This is a genomic window from Microcella sp., assembly GCF_019739195.1.
Lineage (GTDB): Bacteria > Actinomycetota > Actinomycetes > Actinomycetales > Microbacteriaceae > Microcella.
This window is the reverse complement of the sequence record NZ_JAHHDS010000003.1, coordinates 1,578,698-1,594,519: the sequence shown is the minus strand read 5'-3', so window position 1 is coordinate 1,594,519 and position 15,822 is coordinate 1,578,698. Positions and strand designations below refer to the sequence as shown.

At 68.6% G+C, this 15,822-nt stretch carries 15 protein-coding genes; 12 read left to right on the top strand and 3 right to left on the bottom strand.

Annotation, left to right across the window (positions count from 1 at the left end):
* Nucleotides 1-58: 58 nt before the first annotated feature.
* The 3 genes from KL788_RS09485 to KL788_RS09475 all read left to right on the top strand — a co-directional run bounded on the left by KL788_RS09485 (nt 59) and on the right by KL788_RS09475 (nt 3,012).
* Nucleotides 59-937 carry a DNA-methyltransferase gene (locus KL788_RS09485; protein ID WP_293170720.1) on the top strand — a complete coding sequence of 293 codons (879 nt, stop codon included), beginning with the start codon at nt 59-61 and terminating at the stop codon, nt 935-937.
* 163 nt (nt 938-1,100) lie between these two features.
* Nucleotides 1,101-2,189: a hypothetical protein gene (locus KL788_RS09480; RefSeq protein WP_293170718.1), complete on the top strand. Its 1,089-nt coding sequence runs from the start codon at nt 1,101-1,103 to the stop codon at nt 2,187-2,189.
* A gap of 46 nt (nt 2,190-2,235) precedes the next feature.
* Nucleotides 2,236-3,012, top strand: coding sequence for an HAD-IIA family hydrolase (locus tag KL788_RS09475; RefSeq protein WP_293170716.1), 777 nt, complete (start codon nt 2,236-2,238; stop codon nt 3,010-3,012).
* Nucleotides 3,013-3,021: 9 nt separating this feature from the next.
* Here KL788_RS09475 and KL788_RS09470 read toward each other — a convergent pair whose 3' ends face one another.
* Together KL788_RS09470 and pyrE are read right to left on the bottom strand one after the other, a co-directional pair.
* A complete protein-coding gene (locus tag KL788_RS09470; RefSeq protein WP_293170714.1) occupies nt 3,022-4,137 on the bottom strand; it encodes a hypothetical protein in 1,116 nt (371 codons plus the stop codon).
* A complete protein-coding gene (gene pyrE, locus KL788_RS09465; protein WP_428846115.1) occupies nt 4,134-4,715 on the bottom strand; it encodes an orotate phosphoribosyltransferase in 582 nt (193 codons plus the stop codon). Before pyrE ends, KL788_RS09470 begins: the two co-directional genes overlap by 4 nt.
* Between pyrE and KL788_RS09460 the strand changes: the two genes are divergently transcribed.
* Together KL788_RS09460 and KL788_RS09455 are read left to right on the top strand one after the other, a co-directional pair.
* Complete coding sequence (locus tag KL788_RS09460; RefSeq protein WP_293170710.1) at nt 4,714-5,547, top strand: exodeoxyribonuclease III; 834 nt, start codon at nt 4,714-4,716, stop codon at nt 5,545-5,547. The genes pyrE and KL788_RS09460 overlap by 2 nt on opposite strands.
* A gap of 121 nt (nt 5,548-5,668) precedes the next feature.
* Complete coding sequence (locus tag KL788_RS09455) at nt 5,669-6,136, top strand: hypothetical protein (protein ID WP_293170708.1); 468 nt, start codon at nt 5,669-5,671, stop codon at nt 6,134-6,136.
* Between the two features lie 34 nt (nt 6,137-6,170).
* Here KL788_RS09455 and KL788_RS09450 read toward each other — a convergent pair whose 3' ends face one another.
* On the bottom strand, nt 6,171-8,768 hold the full coding sequence (locus KL788_RS09450; RefSeq protein ID WP_293170706.1) for a LuxR C-terminal-related transcriptional regulator: 2,598 nt from the start codon (nt 8,766-8,768) through the stop codon (nt 6,171-6,173).
* A gap of 109 nt (nt 8,769-8,877) precedes the next feature.
* Here KL788_RS09450 and KL788_RS09445 point away from each other — a divergent pair, with 109 nt between their 5' ends.
* The 7 genes from KL788_RS09445 (at nt 8,878) to KL788_RS09415 (ending at nt 15,810) form a co-directional block, all read left to right on the top strand.
* On the top strand, nt 8,878-9,351 hold the full coding sequence (locus KL788_RS09445; RefSeq protein ID WP_293170704.1) for a hypothetical protein: 474 nt from the start codon (nt 8,878-8,880) through the stop codon (nt 9,349-9,351).
* A gap of 154 nt (nt 9,352-9,505) precedes the next feature.
* Entirely contained in the window at nt 9,506-10,990 is a 1,485-nt protein-coding gene (locus tag KL788_RS09440; RefSeq protein WP_293170702.1) for a DUF6421 family protein, read from the top strand.
* On the top strand, nt 10,987-11,631 hold the full coding sequence (locus KL788_RS09435; protein WP_293170700.1) for an SDR family NAD(P)-dependent oxidoreductase: 645 nt from the start codon (nt 10,987-10,989) through the stop codon (nt 11,629-11,631). Before KL788_RS09440 ends, KL788_RS09435 begins: the two co-directional genes overlap by 4 nt.
* A 69-nt stretch (nt 11,632-11,700) precedes the next feature.
* Nucleotides 11,701-13,038 (top strand): sensor histidine kinase, encoded by a 1,338-nt coding sequence (locus KL788_RS09430; protein WP_293170698.1) that lies wholly within the window; start codon nt 11,701-11,703, stop codon nt 13,036-13,038.
* On the top strand, nt 13,035-13,718 hold the full coding sequence (locus KL788_RS09425) for a response regulator (protein WP_293170697.1): 684 nt from the start codon (nt 13,035-13,037) through the stop codon (nt 13,716-13,718). Before KL788_RS09430 ends, KL788_RS09425 begins: the two co-directional genes overlap by 4 nt.
* A gap of 98 nt (nt 13,719-13,816) precedes the next feature.
* A complete protein-coding gene (locus KL788_RS09420; RefSeq protein ID WP_293170696.1) occupies nt 13,817-14,698 on the top strand; it encodes an ABC transporter ATP-binding protein in 882 nt (293 codons plus the stop codon).
* Nucleotides 14,698-15,810 (top strand): ABC transporter permease, encoded by a 1,113-nt coding sequence (locus tag KL788_RS09415; RefSeq protein ID WP_293170695.1) that lies wholly within the window; start codon nt 14,698-14,700, stop codon nt 15,808-15,810. The genes KL788_RS09420 and KL788_RS09415 overlap by 1 nt, the downstream gene beginning before the upstream one ends.
* Nucleotides 15,811-15,822 lie beyond the last annotated feature (12 nt).

Below are 15,822 nucleotides of genomic sequence, written 5' to 3'. Positions count from 1 at the left end.
CGCTGAGCGGGGTGAGCCCATGGCTGTCGGCTGCCTTCGACCCTGTTAACCTCGGCCCATGAGCGCGCCGTCGGCAGCAGAGTCACCCGAACCGGCGCTGTGGTCACCCCGCGGGCCCGACCTGCTCATCCACGGCGACAACCTCGACGTCATGGCGCAGCTGCCCGACGAGAGCATGCAGCTCGTCTACCTCGACCCGCCCTTCAACACTGGTCGCGCTCAGCGTCGTGCGACAACGCGCAGCACACGCGACCCCGAGGGCACCCACCTCGGTTTCTCGGGCACGAACTACACCCGCACGATCGAAGCCCTGACCAGCTACGACGACGCCTTCACCGACTACTGGGCGTTTCTCGCCCCCCGGCTCATCGAGGCGCACCGCGTGCTGCGCGACGACGGAACACTCTACTTGCACCTCGACTGGCGCGAGGCGCACTACGCCAAAGTCGCGCTCGATGCGCTGTTCGGCCGCGAGTGCTTTCTCAACGAGCTCATCTGGGCCTACGACTACGGCGCCAAGTCGCGCCGACGCTGGCCGACCAAACACGACACGATCCTCGTCTATGTGAAGAACCCCGCCACCTACTACTTCGACAGCGAGGCGGTCGACCGCGAGCCCTACATGGCTCCGGGCCTCGTGACACCCGAGAAAGCGGCGCGCGGCAAGCTGCCGACTGACGTGTGGTGGCACACGATCGTTCCGACGAGCGGAACAGAGAAGACGGGTTACCCGACTCAGAAGCCCCTCGGTATCCTGCGCCGCATCGTGCAAGCCTCCACCCGTGAAGGCGACTGGGTGCTCGACCCCTTCGCGGGCAGTGGCACGACCGCTGCGGCCGCGCGCGCTCTCGGGCGACGCAGCATCAGCATCGATGCGAGCGCGGATGCTGTGGCCGTCGCCGCCCGCCGCCTCGACCTCGATCCGCTCGGGGCCTAACCGGTCTCACGGCTCAGCAGCCACCCGGGCCCAGGGAGCCGAGCCACACAACTTCGACATTTACCCCGTGCATTCGGCGATGATACGGTCAAAGTGGAGCCTGTCTCACGGCTTGATCACTTTGGGCATGGTTGATGCCTCAACTTTTCGGGACCGTACTCACATGACCACTCGTCGCCTCCTCGCGTCGGCCGCGCTCGCGGCAGCCCTGTCTCTCGCGGCATTGCCCACGGCTTCGTTCGCCGCTGACCTCACCGAGCCTGAAGTGGTCGGGTCTAGCGGATACTCGCCGCTGTACGCCGTGGACGGCGGGGTGTACGGAATCAGCGGAGGATCCCTCTGGCGCATCGATGGCACGAGCCCTGAGCTCGTCACGTCAGGATTCACGAGCGTCGGTCAAGGCGTCGACTTCGGCGGGGCGTTCAACCTCGTGTCGCAAGACAACCTTGATCCGAACTTTGAGAGCAACGTGGTGCGGGTGCTCGCCGACGGCACGGTCTCGACCACGCTTGATCTCAACACCGGTCAGTTTCTCGGCGGGGTGAGGGCGCTCGGCGCCACTGACAGCGCGCTGTTCGCCAGCACGTGGCAATCCGGCGGCGGAGTTGTGCGCACCAGCGCCGACGGGCTCACTTGGTCGACCTTCACCAACCCCTCGTTCTTTCCGAGCACGGTGACCCGGCTCATCGGCATCGGATCACTGCTGTATGCGCAAGGCAGTTCGACAGGGCCGTTCCAGTCAGGCGTCTTCGTCTGGAACAACACGGAGTGGGTTTTCGTAACCACCCCGGGTGGCATCACCTCGATCGACCGAGGCGACGGGCGCCTGCTCGTGGGCACCAGCGAAGGGCTCTACGCGGTGACCGGTACGACAGTGACCGAGCTCGACGGCGATGCGGTGAACCCTCGGCACATGGCTGAGTTCGGTGGGGCCGTCTACTACGTCGACGACAGCAACGTGCTCACCCGTGTGCAAGACGGCACCGTCACCGTTCCGTATCCGGCCCTCGGTGTTCCCCAGAGCATTCTCGCCACCGACACCGAGTTGTACGTCACGGCAGATGGCACGACCTATCGCATCGGCTTTGCGCCGGGTTCCGGTGGCTCGACGCCCGATCAGCCCGAGCTTGCCGACACCGGTTCGAATGACCTCGTGCCGCTCATCGCCGGCATCGCCATCGGCATCGTCGTGCTGGGCGGCGCGCTGCTCATCGTGCGCGCGGTGCTCGCGCGTCGCACCAACAAAGGCTGAGCATCCCGTAGATCTCTCGAAACATCGCGCCAGTAGGCTGACCCGCATGGCAGACCGCGGCGCGATCGAGAGCTGGCTCACCGACATGGACGGCGTGCTGGTGCACGAGAACACTCCCCTGCCCGGTGCTGTCGAACTCATCGCGCAGTGGCGCGATCGGGGCACCCCGTTCTTGGTGCTCACGAACAACTCGATCTTCACGCCGCGCGACCTCGCCGCACGTCTTCGAGCGAGCGGCCTCGACGTGCCCGAAGAGTCGATCTGGACGAGTGCGCTCGCGACGGCCGACTTCTGCGCCAGCCAGATTCCGAACGGTCGGGCGTACGTGATCGGCGAAGCGGGTCTCACGACCGCGCTGCACGAAGCGGGCTTCATCATGACCGAGACCGACCCCGACTATGTGGTCGTCGGCGAGACCCGCAATTACTCGTTCGATGCCATCACAAAGGCGATCCGCCTCATCGGGCAAGGGGCACGCTTCATCGCGACCAACCCCGATGCGACCGGTCCGAGTGCCGAGGGTCCGATGCCGGCGACCGGTGCGATCTCGGCGCTCATCACCAAGGCGACGGGCAAAGAGCCCTACGTCGTCGGCAAGCCGAACCCCATGATGTTCCGCTCGGCCATGAACCGCATCGGCGCGCACAGCGAGACCACGGCGATGATCGGCGACCGCATGGATACCGACATCGTCGCGGGCATCGAAGCCGGGCTGCACACGGTGCTCGTCATGACCGGCATCAGCGACGACCGTGAGATCGAGAAGTACCCCTTCCGGCCCGACGAAATTCTCGCCGGCGTGCACGAGCTCGTTGAGAGCTGAGTCGTCGCGTCAGCCCGCGGGCGGCGCAGGCGGCACGGCGAGCGATCGGGTTAACGGTTCGCCCGACGAACGGCTCACGAAGCAGAAGTAGTCTTGCTGCCCCTCGTCCCACTGCTCTTCCGTCACGGCGAACGCACCCTGCAACTGAACGTCGGTGTAGACACTCGCCGCCGCGAGGTCGATCACACCAGGAGCGCTACACAGAATCGCGATCTGCGCAGCGAGCACCTCGTCGCCCGGGTAGGGGCCTTGCTCGGTCGCCCCTTCAGGCAGGGGGAACGGCAGTCGGGCCACGAGCTGGCCACCGTGCACTTCTCCGCAGTCGATCACGGTGTATTGGTCTTGCCACGCGTTCTCGAAGGGCTCGAGGCATTCGCCTCCCCACAGTTCGTCCCACCAGTAGTCGCCCGGCGGCACGGGGCCGATCGGCCGCTCGGTCTCGGTCGGCGTGGGGGTCGGCGTCGGTGTCGGCGAGGGTTCGGCTCCCGGCGCGGGGCCGAGCAGGTCGGGGATGCGCGTGCCGACGAAGAACAAGGCGACAAGAGCGAGCAGGGCGACGAGAGAGCCCGCGATCCAGAGCAGCACCTTCTGGTTCTTGGTGAGCGGAGCCCGAGGCGGCTTCTCGCCGCCGTCGGTCGCCGCAACGCGGCGCGGGGCAGCGGGAATCAGTTGCTCGTCGAACTCGGTGAACTTCTCGCTGCCGAACAGCTCGTCGAGCGCCCCGCCCTCTTCGGGCGTGCGCATGAGCTCGGTCGCGGCGTCGCCCGCGGGGCGGCCGAGCTGGTCGGTGGCGGGCTGATCGGCCGTGGGCTGGTCGGTGGCGGGCTGATCGGCCGCGGGCAGGGCGACCGTCGGCTCGGGCACGACCTGCATCGGCTCGGTCGCTGAGGGCTCGAAGGGAACAGGCGTGGCAGCGGGCGGGGGCGGCATGAGCGGCGGCGGCAGTAACCGACCCGGGTCGGGTGCGGGTGCAGACCCGGCGCTGGGCGGAGGCAGCGCAATGGGAGCCGATGACGGCGGCGGGGGCGACGTCGGCGGCGACGCGAACTGGGTTCTGAACCACTCGTCGGCGTCGAATCCCCCGGTCTCCGGCGCGTCAGCACCCGGGTCGCGCTCGTCGTTCACGCGAGACCCAGGTCGGCCAACCCGATGGCCGCGCGGTATTCGTAGCCGGCCTCTTCGATCACGCGGCGAGCATCCGTCGCCCGGTCGACGACGACCGCGACCGCGACGACCGTTGCGCCGGCCGCCTCGAGAGCGCGCGCCGCGGTCAGAGGCGAGCCGCCCGTCGTCGAGGTGTCTTCGAGCACGACGACGCGCTTGCCGGCGACGTCGGGGCCTTCGACCTGCTTTCCGCGGCCGTGGTCTTTCGGCGCCTTGCGCACGACGAAGGCGTCGTACGTCAGCCCGCGGGCGGCGCCCTGATGCAGCACGGCGGCTGCGATGGGGTCGGCGCCCATCGTCAGGCCGCCGACCGCATCGATGTCGGGAATGTCGGCGATGAGATCGACCATGACTTGACCGATGAGCGGAGCAATGCGGTGATCGAGGCTCACGCGCCGCAGGTCGATGTAGTAGCTGGCTTTCGCGCCGCTCGTGAGGGTGAAGTCTCCGTGGAAGACGGCTTCAGCGCGCACGAAGTCGATGAGCTGCGCCTTCACGTCGTTCACACCCCTCACTGTAGTTCGTAGGCTGAACCCCATGCGCATCGCCACGTGGAACGTGAACTCCATCCGCACCCGCCATGGGCGCGTCGTCGACTGGATCGTGAACGCCGACATCGACGTGCTCGCGATGCAAGAGATCAAGTGCAAGCCCGAGCAGTTTCCGCTCGAGCCCTTCGAGGCGGCGGGCTACGAAGTCGTGCTACATGGGCTCAACCAGTGGAACGGGGTCGCCATCGCGAGCCGCCTGCCCATGACCGACATCGAGATCGGGTTCGCGGGGCAGCCGGGATTCGCCAAGGGGCACGAGGGGCCGGATGCTCCGCTCGAGGCCCGCGCGATCGGCGCGACGATCGACGATGTGCGCGTCTGGAGCCTCTACGTGCCCAACGGCCGCGGCCTCGACGACCCGCACATGGACTACAAGCTGCGGTTCTTGCGCGCCCTCGCCAACGACGGCGCGCGCTGGATGCGCGACAACCCCGGCGGTGCGCTCGCGCTCACGGGCGACTTCAACGTGGCCCCGACCGATGCCGACATGGGTGACCCGAGCTTCGTGCCGGGCCTCTCGACGCACATCTCGCCCGCCGAGCGCGAGGCCTTCGCCACGCTCGAACAGGCCGGGTTCAGCGACGTGGTGCGGCCCCTCGTGCCCGAGGGCTACACCTTTTGGGACTACAAGCAGCTGCGGTTTCCGCGCAACGAGGGCATGCGCATCGACTTCATCCTTGGCTCGCCGGGCTTCGCCGATCGGGTGGTGGATGCCCGCATCGAGCGCGAGCAGCGCAAAGGCGACGCTCCGAGCGATCACGTGCCCGTCGTGGTCGACCTCGATGGCGATGATGACGACGATCGGCCGATGATCTTCTGAGTCGGCTCGGGTGCCGACGAGTAATCACTACCTATGGCACGCGACCCACGATGAGAGCACACTGGAGCGACAGCACGGCCGCCGCGCGCGGCCCCGTGAACGATTTCGACAGGAGCTCCCCATGCGCCGCACCACCCCCGCCATCGCCGCCCTCGGTCTCGGCCTCGCCCTGACCCTCAGCGGCTGCTTCGCCAACCCGCTTGAGCAGCTCACCGAGGGCCTCGTCGAGGGCGGAGTCGAGCAGCTCATCGAAGACCAGACCGGCGTCGACGTCGACATCGACGGCACGGGTGCGAGCCTGCCCGACAGCTGGCCGGCCGATGTTCCGACGATCGACGGCAACGTTATCTTCTCGGCCGCCGCCAACGAATCCTTCACCGCCGCGATCACGGTGCCCAACCTCGCCGCCGCCGAGCAGGCCTTCACCGACCTGCTCGACGCGGGATACACGCAGACGGCCGAGCTTCAGCTCGGTGAAGGCGCCGCGTCGCGCTCGTTCGAGAACGGCACCTACAACGTCACCGTGGTCATCGCCGAGAACGGCGACGGCACGGGCCAGGTGCAGTACAGCATCGTTCCGGTCGGCTGACCCGAACGCTTCGCGCGGGCAGCCCTGACGATGGTCAGAGCTGCTCGCGCAGCTCTTCTTCCAGCTCTCCTCGCCCGCTGATGCCGAGCTTGCGGTAGACGCTTGCCAGATGGTTGTCGACCGTGCGCACCGAGACCCCCAGACGATCGGCGATCTCGCGGCTGCGCTCGCGTCGTGCAGCAGCTTGCGCGATGAGCCATTCGCGCTCGGTGAGGCCGAAGTCGAGCCGCGCACTCGCCGACGTGCGAACGGCCTCGACGACGCGCGCGAGATCGGCCACCATCACGCGGGCCCGACGCTGCAGCATGCGATCGTCTCCCGCCCAGTCGACAGCCTGCGCCACGGCGTCGTGACAGACGGCTCCGAGACCGGCGCGGTCAAGGGTCGGCACGACGGCGATCACACCCGCAGCATCCCGTCTTGCGGCGGCGCTGGCGAGTTCGGCGATCGCCGCCGTCAACGCTGACGACGATGCCTGTGCCGCGGCGGCGGTGAGCGGTTCGACGACGGATGCCCCTCCGATGCGCACCGCCACCGACGCCGTGAGGCTCGCGAGCAGCAGGTGCCCCAGCTCGAGCCCTCGGCCGACCGCGGTCGCGATCACCTCCACGGCGCGCTCGGGCTGCGAATCGTGCACCGCTATCCAGGCCTCGGCCTCGGCGGTCTGCAGCACCACCTTCACGTCGTCGCGGTGCGCGTCGGCCAGTTGGGCCAGCAGATCTCGGGCACGATCCAGCTCTCCGCGCTGCGCGTGCACCGTGGCCGCGAGTGCGAGGGCGGGGCCCACCAGACCGGTGAAGTCGCGCCAGCGCAATTGCTGCACGGCGAGAGCAGCGAGCGGCGCTGCGTCACTCAGCCGCCCCGAGTGCAGCGCGACAAGTGCGAGCGCATACGACCAGATGCCCGCCGAGTCGGCAAAGGGCGTCAATCGACGCCCTTCAGCGAACGAGCGGGCATCAGCGATGCGGCCGTCGGCGACATGCACGAGAAAGGTTGACAGGTCGAGCAGATCGCCCGCGTGGGGCTGCACATCGGCGAATCGGTCGGCAAGGGGGCGCCCCGCGTCGACGGCTGCCCGCGCCTCATCGACCCGCCCCATCATCGTGCTCATCATGGCCTGGCTCAGCGCTGAGCCGAGGGCCGCGGCCGAGTCGTCGGCCCCGGCTCGGTCGAGCGCCTGACCGACGGCCGAGGCGTCGCCAGCCATGAGCCGCCACTTTGCGAGGTCGGGGGCCAGCAGGTCGGCCGCCACGTGATCGAGCTGCGCGACGAGTGCGGTCGCGCGCGCGACGGCCGCCGCCGGGTCATGAGCCCGGAAGGCCGTGTGCTGACCCCAGCGAAGTTCGACGCGAGCACGCGCCTCGTCGTCGCGGGCGAGCTCTGCAGCGCGGGCGAACGCATTGTCGACCTCGACGTCGTCCCCCCGGATCGCGCTGAGCGCCACAGCGCGGGCGAGTGCCGCGCGGGCGGTCGCCGGGCCGAGTTGATCGCGCGTGTCACGCAGTGCGCGGTCGGCAAGCTGCACGGCTCGAGCATGATCGCCCACACGGTGCGCACGCTCAGCCGCCCACACCAGGTCGTCCGCGGCGATCTCGCCCTGGGCGTCGAACAGCAGACAGAGCGCAGTGAAACGCACGGTCTCTTCATCGATGCGCAGCAGTCGTTTGGCCGCTGTGCGCCGCCGGTCGGCGCGCTCGACCGCGCTCAGGCGCGCCAGAATGGCCTCGGCATAGAGCGAATGAGCGAGGTGCAGGTAGCCGGCTTCCGCCGGTTCGGCCGGCACCAGAACGCCGCTGTCGAGCAGATCGATGACAGCGTTCCTTTCGCTCTCGAGCACCGCGGCGCGCGGCCACAACTGTGCCACAGCCACGAGTTCGACGATCGATCGCTGCTCGTCGGTGAGCACCCGCAGGCGACCGGAGACCGACTCGAGCACGTGCGCAGGCACGTTGGCCGTCTCGACCGTGGCACCGTGCTCGTCGACGTGCACGCGCCCGGCCCGTTCGGCTTCGATCACGAGCTCGCGCAGAAAGAGAGGGTTGCCGCGCGTGCGCTCGTACAAGTGCTGCAGGGTTTCGGGCCGTGGTTCGACCGAGAACCGGCGGCTGAGCAGCGTGCGGGTTTCGTCGAGCGTCAGTTCGGCGAGCTCGGTGACCGTCACGAGATCTTCGTGCAGTAGGCGAGCGATCGCCCCGGTCATCGGATGCTCGTCGCGAGCGGTGAGAAGCGTCGGCACCCCGAACACGCGCACGAGCTGATAGAGCGCCGCGGCCGACGCCTCATCGAGAAGGGGTGCATCGTCGACGACCAGCAGGTACTCCCTGGCATGGCGGCCCACCAGTGCCATGAGCTCGTTCAGGCGGGTGCCGACGTCGCTTGCGGTGTCGCCCCGTGCCGTGGCGAGCAGGGGGGCAAGTGCACCCAAGGGCACCGAGCGCAACTCTTCGAGGGCGACGATCGGCACGACCGTGCGACCGCTCGCGACGAGCGTCGAGGCGACGGAAGCCGCCAGTGTGGTCTTGCCGACGCCGCTCGCACCTCGCAGCAGCTGCGCTCGAGACGGCGAACCGGTGAGTCCGCCGATGAGCGAGTCGAGCACGTCGGTACGCGCGACGAGAGGCCAAGGGGGCACGCAATTCTCCTTGACCGATTGACGTGACGGGGCAAACGATGCTGAACGCTGGTGCAGGGAATCTTAGGGGGGCACACTGGAAAGACATTCGACTGACGGGAGAATTCTCATGCGCCGTACCTCCATCATTGTCGCCCTGAGTGCCGGCCTGACACTGGCGCTCTCCGGGTGCTTCGCGAATCCGCTGGAACAGCTCACCGAAGGCCTGGTCGAAGGGGTCGTTGAAGGCGGCGTCGAACAGCTCATCGAGCAGGGCTCAGGCGTCGACATCAATTTCGGCGACGGTGCCGCCCTGCCTTCCGACTGGCCGGCAGAGCTTCCCGTGCCCGACGGCGAGATCCTGATCTCGGGGTCGGCCGAGGGCACGTCGACGATCGCCATGAACACGACACCGGCTCTCGCCGAGAGCGGAGTCGCTGACCTGCTCGCTCAGGGCTTCACCGTGGTGCAAGAGCAGTCAGCCGGCGACGGCACCAAGCTCTACATCCTGGAGAACGACGCCTACACCCTCTCCTACGCGTGGGCCAGCGGTTCTGAAGACGGCATCGTGTTCTTGCAGTACGGGGTGACTCCGAAGAACTAGCGCGGAGCATCCGCAGGTTCGTAGCGCACTTTCGTGCGTGCACGCACATTTCGTGCGTGGTTCGCAACCACGGCCCTCCACCGCCTGCGTAGGCTCGGGGGTGCGCGGTCTTTTTCGCGCGCTCGCACGCCACGACCTGACGAAGGAGGGACCCATGACTGACATCACAGCCGTACAGACCGGCACCATCATCGGAGAGCCCGAGGTTGTCGAAGACCGCGCAGCCGCCGATCGAACCGCACTGACGGATGCTGCGCTCACGGCCGCGCAGCTCGTCGCCGACCCGGCCTGGTCGCGACTGAAGCTGGCCGCCGAGGCGCTGCGCCCGATGCAGGTGCATGACGGCAGCATTCCCGAGGCCGAGCACCACGCCGAGGCCACGCGGCACGTCGCCGTCATCGTCGAGGCGCTGCGGCACTTCGCCCCGCTCATGCCGCACGATGAGCAGTACCTGACGACGTGCGCCGCCGACTTCGAGCGCTGGGCCGAGAGCGGCTTCGGCATGCCCGACTTCTACGAGTCGCTCGACGCCTTCCACCCCGCGCGCGATCGTCGTGATGGCGTCGCGCACCTCGTGGTCTTTCCGATGTACACGCAGAACGGCTCGGCCGACCGCCTCGTCGAGGCCGTCGTCTTCGAGGTGATCTGGCCAGACTTCGTCGCCGAGCTCGAAGCGGGCGACTACGGCAACGCGCTCTACCTAGGGCTGCGCTTCGCCGACTTCACGCCGGGATACGACACCAACTCGGCCGTGCTGTTTCCCGAGTCGGTGGCCGTCACCCCACGCGTGCCCGTCGGCGCGCCCGAGGGCACCCCGGCGCAGCTGCCGACGTTCACGTGGGGGGCGATCTTCGCCGACCGCGAGGCCGCGCGCTACCGCCGAGTCGTGCGCGCCGCCGCCGACATCACCAAGCTCGATCTGCCCGACGACGCTCTCGAGCTGCTCGACGACCAGGCTCTGGCCGAGCGCACCTTCGTCATGTGGGACATGATTCACGACCGCACCCACATGCGTGGCGACCTGCCGTTCGACCCGTTCATGATCAAGCAGCGCATGCCGTTCTTCTTGTACTCGCTCGAAGAGCTGCGGTGCGACCTGACGGCGTTCCGCGAAGCGGTGACCCTGTGGCGCGCCGAGGACACCGACGACGTGACCCGCCAGCACGCACGGCTCGTGCAGTACGCCGTCATCTTCGACCGCATCTTCCGCTTCGCGATCACGGGCACCCGCACGCGCAATTACGACGCGGTCGGCGGTCAGCTGCTGTTCGCGTGGATGCACCAGAAGGGTGTGCTGCACTGGACAGACACCCAGCTCGCCATCGACTGGGAGCACGTGCCCGACGTCGTCGTCGAACTCTCGAACGCGATCAATGACCTGTACTGGGCCTCGATCGACCGTCCCAAAGCGGTGCACTGGCTCAAGGCCTACGAGCTCGTCTCGAGCACTCTGACCCCGCACCCCGCGTCGGTCTGGGCGCGCGGGCTCAGCGACGAGGTGCTGGCTGGCCCGCTCAAGGGCTACACCGATCTCGTGCTCGACGACGAGTTTCCGCTCTCGATGTTCTACGAGGCCCTGCAGAAGAAGATGGCGGTTGTCATCGAGTCGACGGCGGGCATCACTGGTCGCACAGCGTGACGGGTGACCTCACCGACCGCACGGTCGTGGTGGCCGGCGCCGGCGGCGTCGGCGGTCGCGCCGTGTGCGCGGCCCTCACCGCCGCGGGCGCGCACGTCGTGGCGGTCGGGTCTCGAGCCGAGTCGCTGACCGACGTGGATGCGTCTGAAACCGCGGTCGTCGACCTCGCCGACCCGGCCGCCGTGACCGCGTGGGCGGCCGAGCTGCGCGAGCGCCGGCCGAGCATCGACGGCCTGCTGCACCTTGTCGGCGGATGGCGCGGCGGCTCTGACCCCGACGACTTCGAGTGGCTCGAACGTCGCGTGCTCACGACTTTGCGCGTGGTCAGCCGCGAGTTGCGCGACGACCTGAGCACGTCGAGCGCGGGGCGCTTGGCGATCGTGAGTTCAGCATCCGTCGCCCAGCCGAAGTGGGGCATGGCCAATTACGTCACCCTCAAGTCGGCGGCCGAGACGTGGGTGCAGGCGCTCGCGAGCGGCTGGCGCACCAAGGGCACCCCGACTGCGGCCGTGACGTTCGTCGTCGGAGCGCTCGACGAGCCGGGCACGGTCGACAACCTCGCCGCGGCGTGCGCGGCGCTCTGGTCGGTCGAGCACGATCAGCTCAATGGTGCCCTCGTCGAAGTGGCCACTGAGATCTGACGAGCGCGACCTGAGCGAATCCGTCTCGTGACGGATGCCGCGCCGTCTCGCGGCGGATAGCGTTCAGAGGTGAGCTCTGCAGAGGTCGATGCCGACGGGTACTGGATGCGCCCCGCCCCGGGCCGCGCCGGCCTGCGCGGCGACGGCCTGCTCGCGCTCGGCATCGCGCTCGGTGCCGCGGCCACCGTCGTGCTGTACTCGGCAGCCGAGTTCTTCGACGAGCCCCCTGTGCCGTGGATGGCCGCGCTCATGGTGCTCGGCCTCTCAGGGCCGCTGGTGTGGCGCCGCATGTACCCGATCACGGTGACCGTCATCATCTCGGTCGTCTTTATCGCCGGGTTGCAGAACGGCGTGCCCGAAGTACTGTTCAGCAATATCGCGCTCTTCGTGGGCATGTACTCGATCGGCGCGTGGAGCCGCTCTCGACGACGCGCGCTCATCTCGCGGGCCGTGATCGTGGGCGCCATGTTCGCCTGGCTGTTCTGGAGCCTGACGCAAGCCGCGTTCGACACCTCGCTCGCGCCGGAAGACTCGGGCGTCGGGTTTATCGCGCCCGGAGTCGCGTTCGGCATAATCACCGTGCTCACGAACATCCTCTACTTCGCTGGAGCCTGGGCGTTCGGCGACCGCGCGTGGGCCGCCGCCCGCGAGCGCGCCCAGCTGCAGGCCCGCACCGACGAGCTCGCCCGCGAGCGCGAGCGCACCGCCGAGCAGGCCGTGGCACTCGATCGCGTGCGCATCGGGCGTGAGCTGCACGACGTCGTCGCCCACCACGTGTCGGTCATGGGCATTCAGGCGGGAGCGGCTCGCCGGGCGCTCGGCAGCGATCGCCCCGAAGCCGCCGCGGCCGCGACCGCGTCTCTCGAAGCGATCGAGCAATCGGCCCGGCAAGCAGTCGATGAGCTACACCGGCTGGTGTCGACCCTGCGGTCTCCCGCCGACGGCGAGAGCGAGGCGGTCGACGGCCCGAGCACCCGCACGACCGCGCACCTGCAGCTGCTCGTCGACGATGTACGCGGCACAGGCCGCCCGGCGACCCTGACCGTCGTCGGCGAGCCCGTGCCGCTCGGCCCGCTCGTCGACACCACCCTCTACCGCGTCGCGCGCGAAGCCGTCACGAACAGCCTCAAGCACGCCGGGGCGAGTGCGGGCCTCGAAGTGCGGCTGCGGTTCACACCAGAGGCGGTCGAGCTCGAGGTCGCCGACTCTGGCGTGGGGGCGCGGGCAGCTGCCCGGTCAGGCGCATCCACGCCCGGCGGCGGGCTCGGGCAGGTCGGCATGCGCGAGCGGCTCGCCGCCGTCGGCGGCACGCTCGAGGCCGGGCCGCGCAGTCGCGGCGGGTACCTCGTGCGGGCATCCGTGCCCCTCATGGTGAGTGAGCACAGCGTGGCGGGGGGCGCGTCGTGACCGTGCGCGTGCTGCTCGTCGACGATCACGATCTGGTGCGCACGGGCTTTCGCACAATTCTCGAGTCAGAGCCGGACATCGAGGTTGTCGGAGAAGCGCGCGACGGGGCCGAGGCGATTAATCAAGCCACCGCACTGCGCCCCGATGTGATCTGCATGGACGTGCAGATGCCCGGCATGGACGGCCTCGAGGCGACGCACCGCATCGTCGAGGCGACGGATGCTCGCACAGGGCCGCCCGTCGGCGTTCTCGTCTTGACGACCTTCGACCGTGACGACTACCTCTTCGCAGCGCTCGACGCCGGTGCGAGCGGCTTTCTGCTCAAGAACGCGAGCCCCGAGAAGCTCGTCGAGGCCGTGCTTGTCGTCGCTCGGGGCGAAGCACTGCTGGCGCCCGACGTCACTCGGCGCGTGATCGAGCGGGCAACCGAGGCTCGCGAGGCTGCCTCGCCCACGCCTGACGCACGTCTCGCCGATCTCACCGAGCGCGAGACGGAGGTGCTGCGGCTGCTCGCCCGCGGCCTCAGCAACGCCGAGATCGCGCGCGAGCTCTGGCTCGGCGAAGCGACCGTCAAGACCCACGTCTCGAAAGTGCTGCTGAAACTCGGGCTGCGCGACCGCGTGCACGCCGTGGTGTTCGCCTACGAGAACGGCGTCGCCACCCCGGGCGACGCCGACTGATCCCCCGCGCGGGGGAGACCGCCGCCGCACGACCCGTCGCATGGGGGATGCCCCGACCGTGCCCGCTCTCTAGCGTGAGGAGAGACGAAAGGGGCACCATGCTCACGATCAGCAACGTGACCAAGCACTACGGCGAGCGCCGCGTGCTTGACGACGTGTCGTTTGAGGTCGGCCGCGGTCGCCTCACGGGCTTCGTCGGCGGCAACGGCGCCGGCAAGACCACGACCATGCGCATCATTCTCGGTGTGCTCGCCGCCGACTCGGGCTCGATCGACCTCGACGGCAGCCCGCTGACCCGCGAGGGCCGTCGGCGCTTCGGCTACATGCCCGAAGAGCGCGGGCTCTACCCCAAGATGAAGGTGCACGAGCAACTCGTGTACCTGGCGCGTCTGCGCGGTATGCGGTCTGCCGTCGCTGCCGAGAAGGCCGATGAGCTGCTCGAGCGGCTCGAGCTGCACGAGCGGCGCAACGAGCCCATCGAGAAGCTCTCGCTCGGCAACCAGCAGCGCGCGCAGATCGCTGCCGCGCTCGTGCACGAGCCCGAGGTGCTCGTGCTCGATGAGCCGTTCTCGGGCCTCGACCCGATGGCCGTCGAGACAGTGCTGGGCGTGCTGAGCGAGCGCGCTGCGCGCGGAGTGCCGGTGCTGTTCTCGAGCCACCAGCTCGATGTCGTCGAGCGCCTCTGCGACGACATCGTCGTGATCGCCGACGGCGCGATCCGGGCCGCCGGCACGCGCGAGGCGCTGCGCGAGGCCAACTCTGGCTCGCAGTGGGAACTGCAGGTCGGCGACGACGCCGCGTGGGTGCGTGCGATGCCCGATATCGAGGTCGTCGAGTTCGACGGCAGCTACGTGCTCTTCGAAGCCGATGCGCGCAGCGCCCAGAGCGTCGTGCAGCAGGCCGCCCAGCGCGGCGAGGTGCACCGATTCGCACCCCGTCGCCCCACCTTGACCGAGATCTTCCGAGAGGTCGTGCAGTGATGACCACCACCGTTGCTCCCCATTCAGCGCTCTCCACGCGCGCCGCCGTCGGCCTCGTCGCAGGCCGCGAGATCAGCTCGAAGGTGCGATCGAAGTCGTTCCAGATCTCGACCGCGATCCTCGTCGTGCTCGTCGCGGCGGGCATCATCATCGCGAACTTGCTGTCGAGCTCGGGTGATGCGACCCGCATCGCCGCGGTCGGCGACGCCGCCGACGGTTTCGTCGGCATTGAGAGCATCGAGGTCGAGGCCGTGTCGACCGTCGCGCAGGCAGAGCAGCTCGTGCTCGACGGTGATGTCGAAGCGGCCGTCGTGCCACTCTCGAACGCCGAGCCCGGCACTCCCGCCGTGGAGATCATCGCGCTCGACGCGACGCCCGTGTCACTCGTGCAGGCGCTCTCGATCGCACCCGATGTGCGCCTGCTGCAAGAGGCGCCGGTCGACTCAGGGCTGGGCTTTCTCATCGCCTTCGGCTTCGGCATCGTCTTCTTCACCGCCGCGATCACCTTCGGCGGCACGATCGCGCAAAGCGTTGTCGAAGAGAAGCAGACGCGCATCGTCGAGATTCTGCTGACCGCCGTGCCGGCCCGGGCTCTGCTCGCGGGCAAGGTCGTCGGCAACTCGGCGCTCGCGCTCGGTCAGATCGTGCTCATCGCCATCGCGGCGGCGCTCGCGCTCATGCTCACCGGGCAAGACGTGCTCTTGAGCGACTTGGGCCCCGCGGCCGTCTGGTTCATCGTGTTCTTCGCGGTCGGCTTTGTGCTGCTCGCCGCGATGTTCGCGGCCTCGGCCTCGCTCGTGTCGCGGATGGAGGACACGGGCAGCGTGCTGCAGCCGGTCATGTGGCTCGTGATGCTGCCCTACTTCTTGATCATCTTCTTCTACGACAACGAGGTAGTGGTCGGCATCATGTCGTACGTGCCCTTCTCGTCGCCCGTCGGCATGCCGACGCGCATCTTCCTCGAGCAGGTGCAGTGGTGGGAGCCCTACCTCTCGCTCGTGCTGCTCGCGGCAAGCGCCGCGGTCATCGTGGCGATCGGCGCTCGCATCTACGAGAACTCGCTGCTGCGCACCGGCGGCCGCGTGAAGCTCGGCGAGGCGCTGCGGGGCTGATGCAGCCAGGTG

Excerpts from the sequence above, each read along its gene's own strand:
- KL788_RS09485 (WP_293170720.1), top strand. The coding sequence starts at position 59 with ATGAGCGCGCCGTCGGCAGCAGAGTCACCCGAACCGGCGCTGTGGTCA.
- KL788_RS09480 (WP_293170718.1), top strand. The coding sequence starts at position 1,101 with ATGACCACTCGTCGCCTCCTCGCGTCGGCCGCGCTCGCGGCAGCCCTG.
- KL788_RS09475 (WP_293170716.1), top strand. The coding sequence starts at position 2,236 with ATGGCAGACCGCGGCGCGATCGAGAGCTGGCTCACCGACATGGACGGC.
- KL788_RS09460 (WP_293170710.1), top strand. The coding sequence starts at position 4,714 with ATGCGCATCGCCACGTGGAACGTGAACTCCATCCGCACCCGCCATGGG.
- pyrE (WP_428846115.1), bottom strand. The coding sequence starts at position 4,715 with ATGGGGTTCAGCCTACGAACTACAGTGAGGGGTGTGAACGACGTGAAG.
- KL788_RS09455 (WP_293170708.1), top strand. The coding sequence starts at position 5,669 with ATGCGCCGCACCACCCCCGCCATCGCCGCCCTCGGTCTCGGCCTCGCC.
- KL788_RS09445 (WP_293170704.1), top strand. The coding sequence starts at position 8,878 with ATGCGCCGTACCTCCATCATTGTCGCCCTGAGTGCCGGCCTGACACTG.
- KL788_RS09440 (WP_293170702.1), top strand. The coding sequence starts at position 9,506 with ATGACTGACATCACAGCCGTACAGACCGGCACCATCATCGGAGAGCCC.
- KL788_RS09420 (WP_293170696.1), top strand. The coding sequence starts at position 13,817 with ATGCTCACGATCAGCAACGTGACCAAGCACTACGGCGAGCGCCGCGTG.
- KL788_RS09415 (WP_293170695.1), top strand. The coding sequence starts at position 14,698 with ATGACCACCACCGTTGCTCCCCATTCAGCGCTCTCCACGCGCGCCGCC.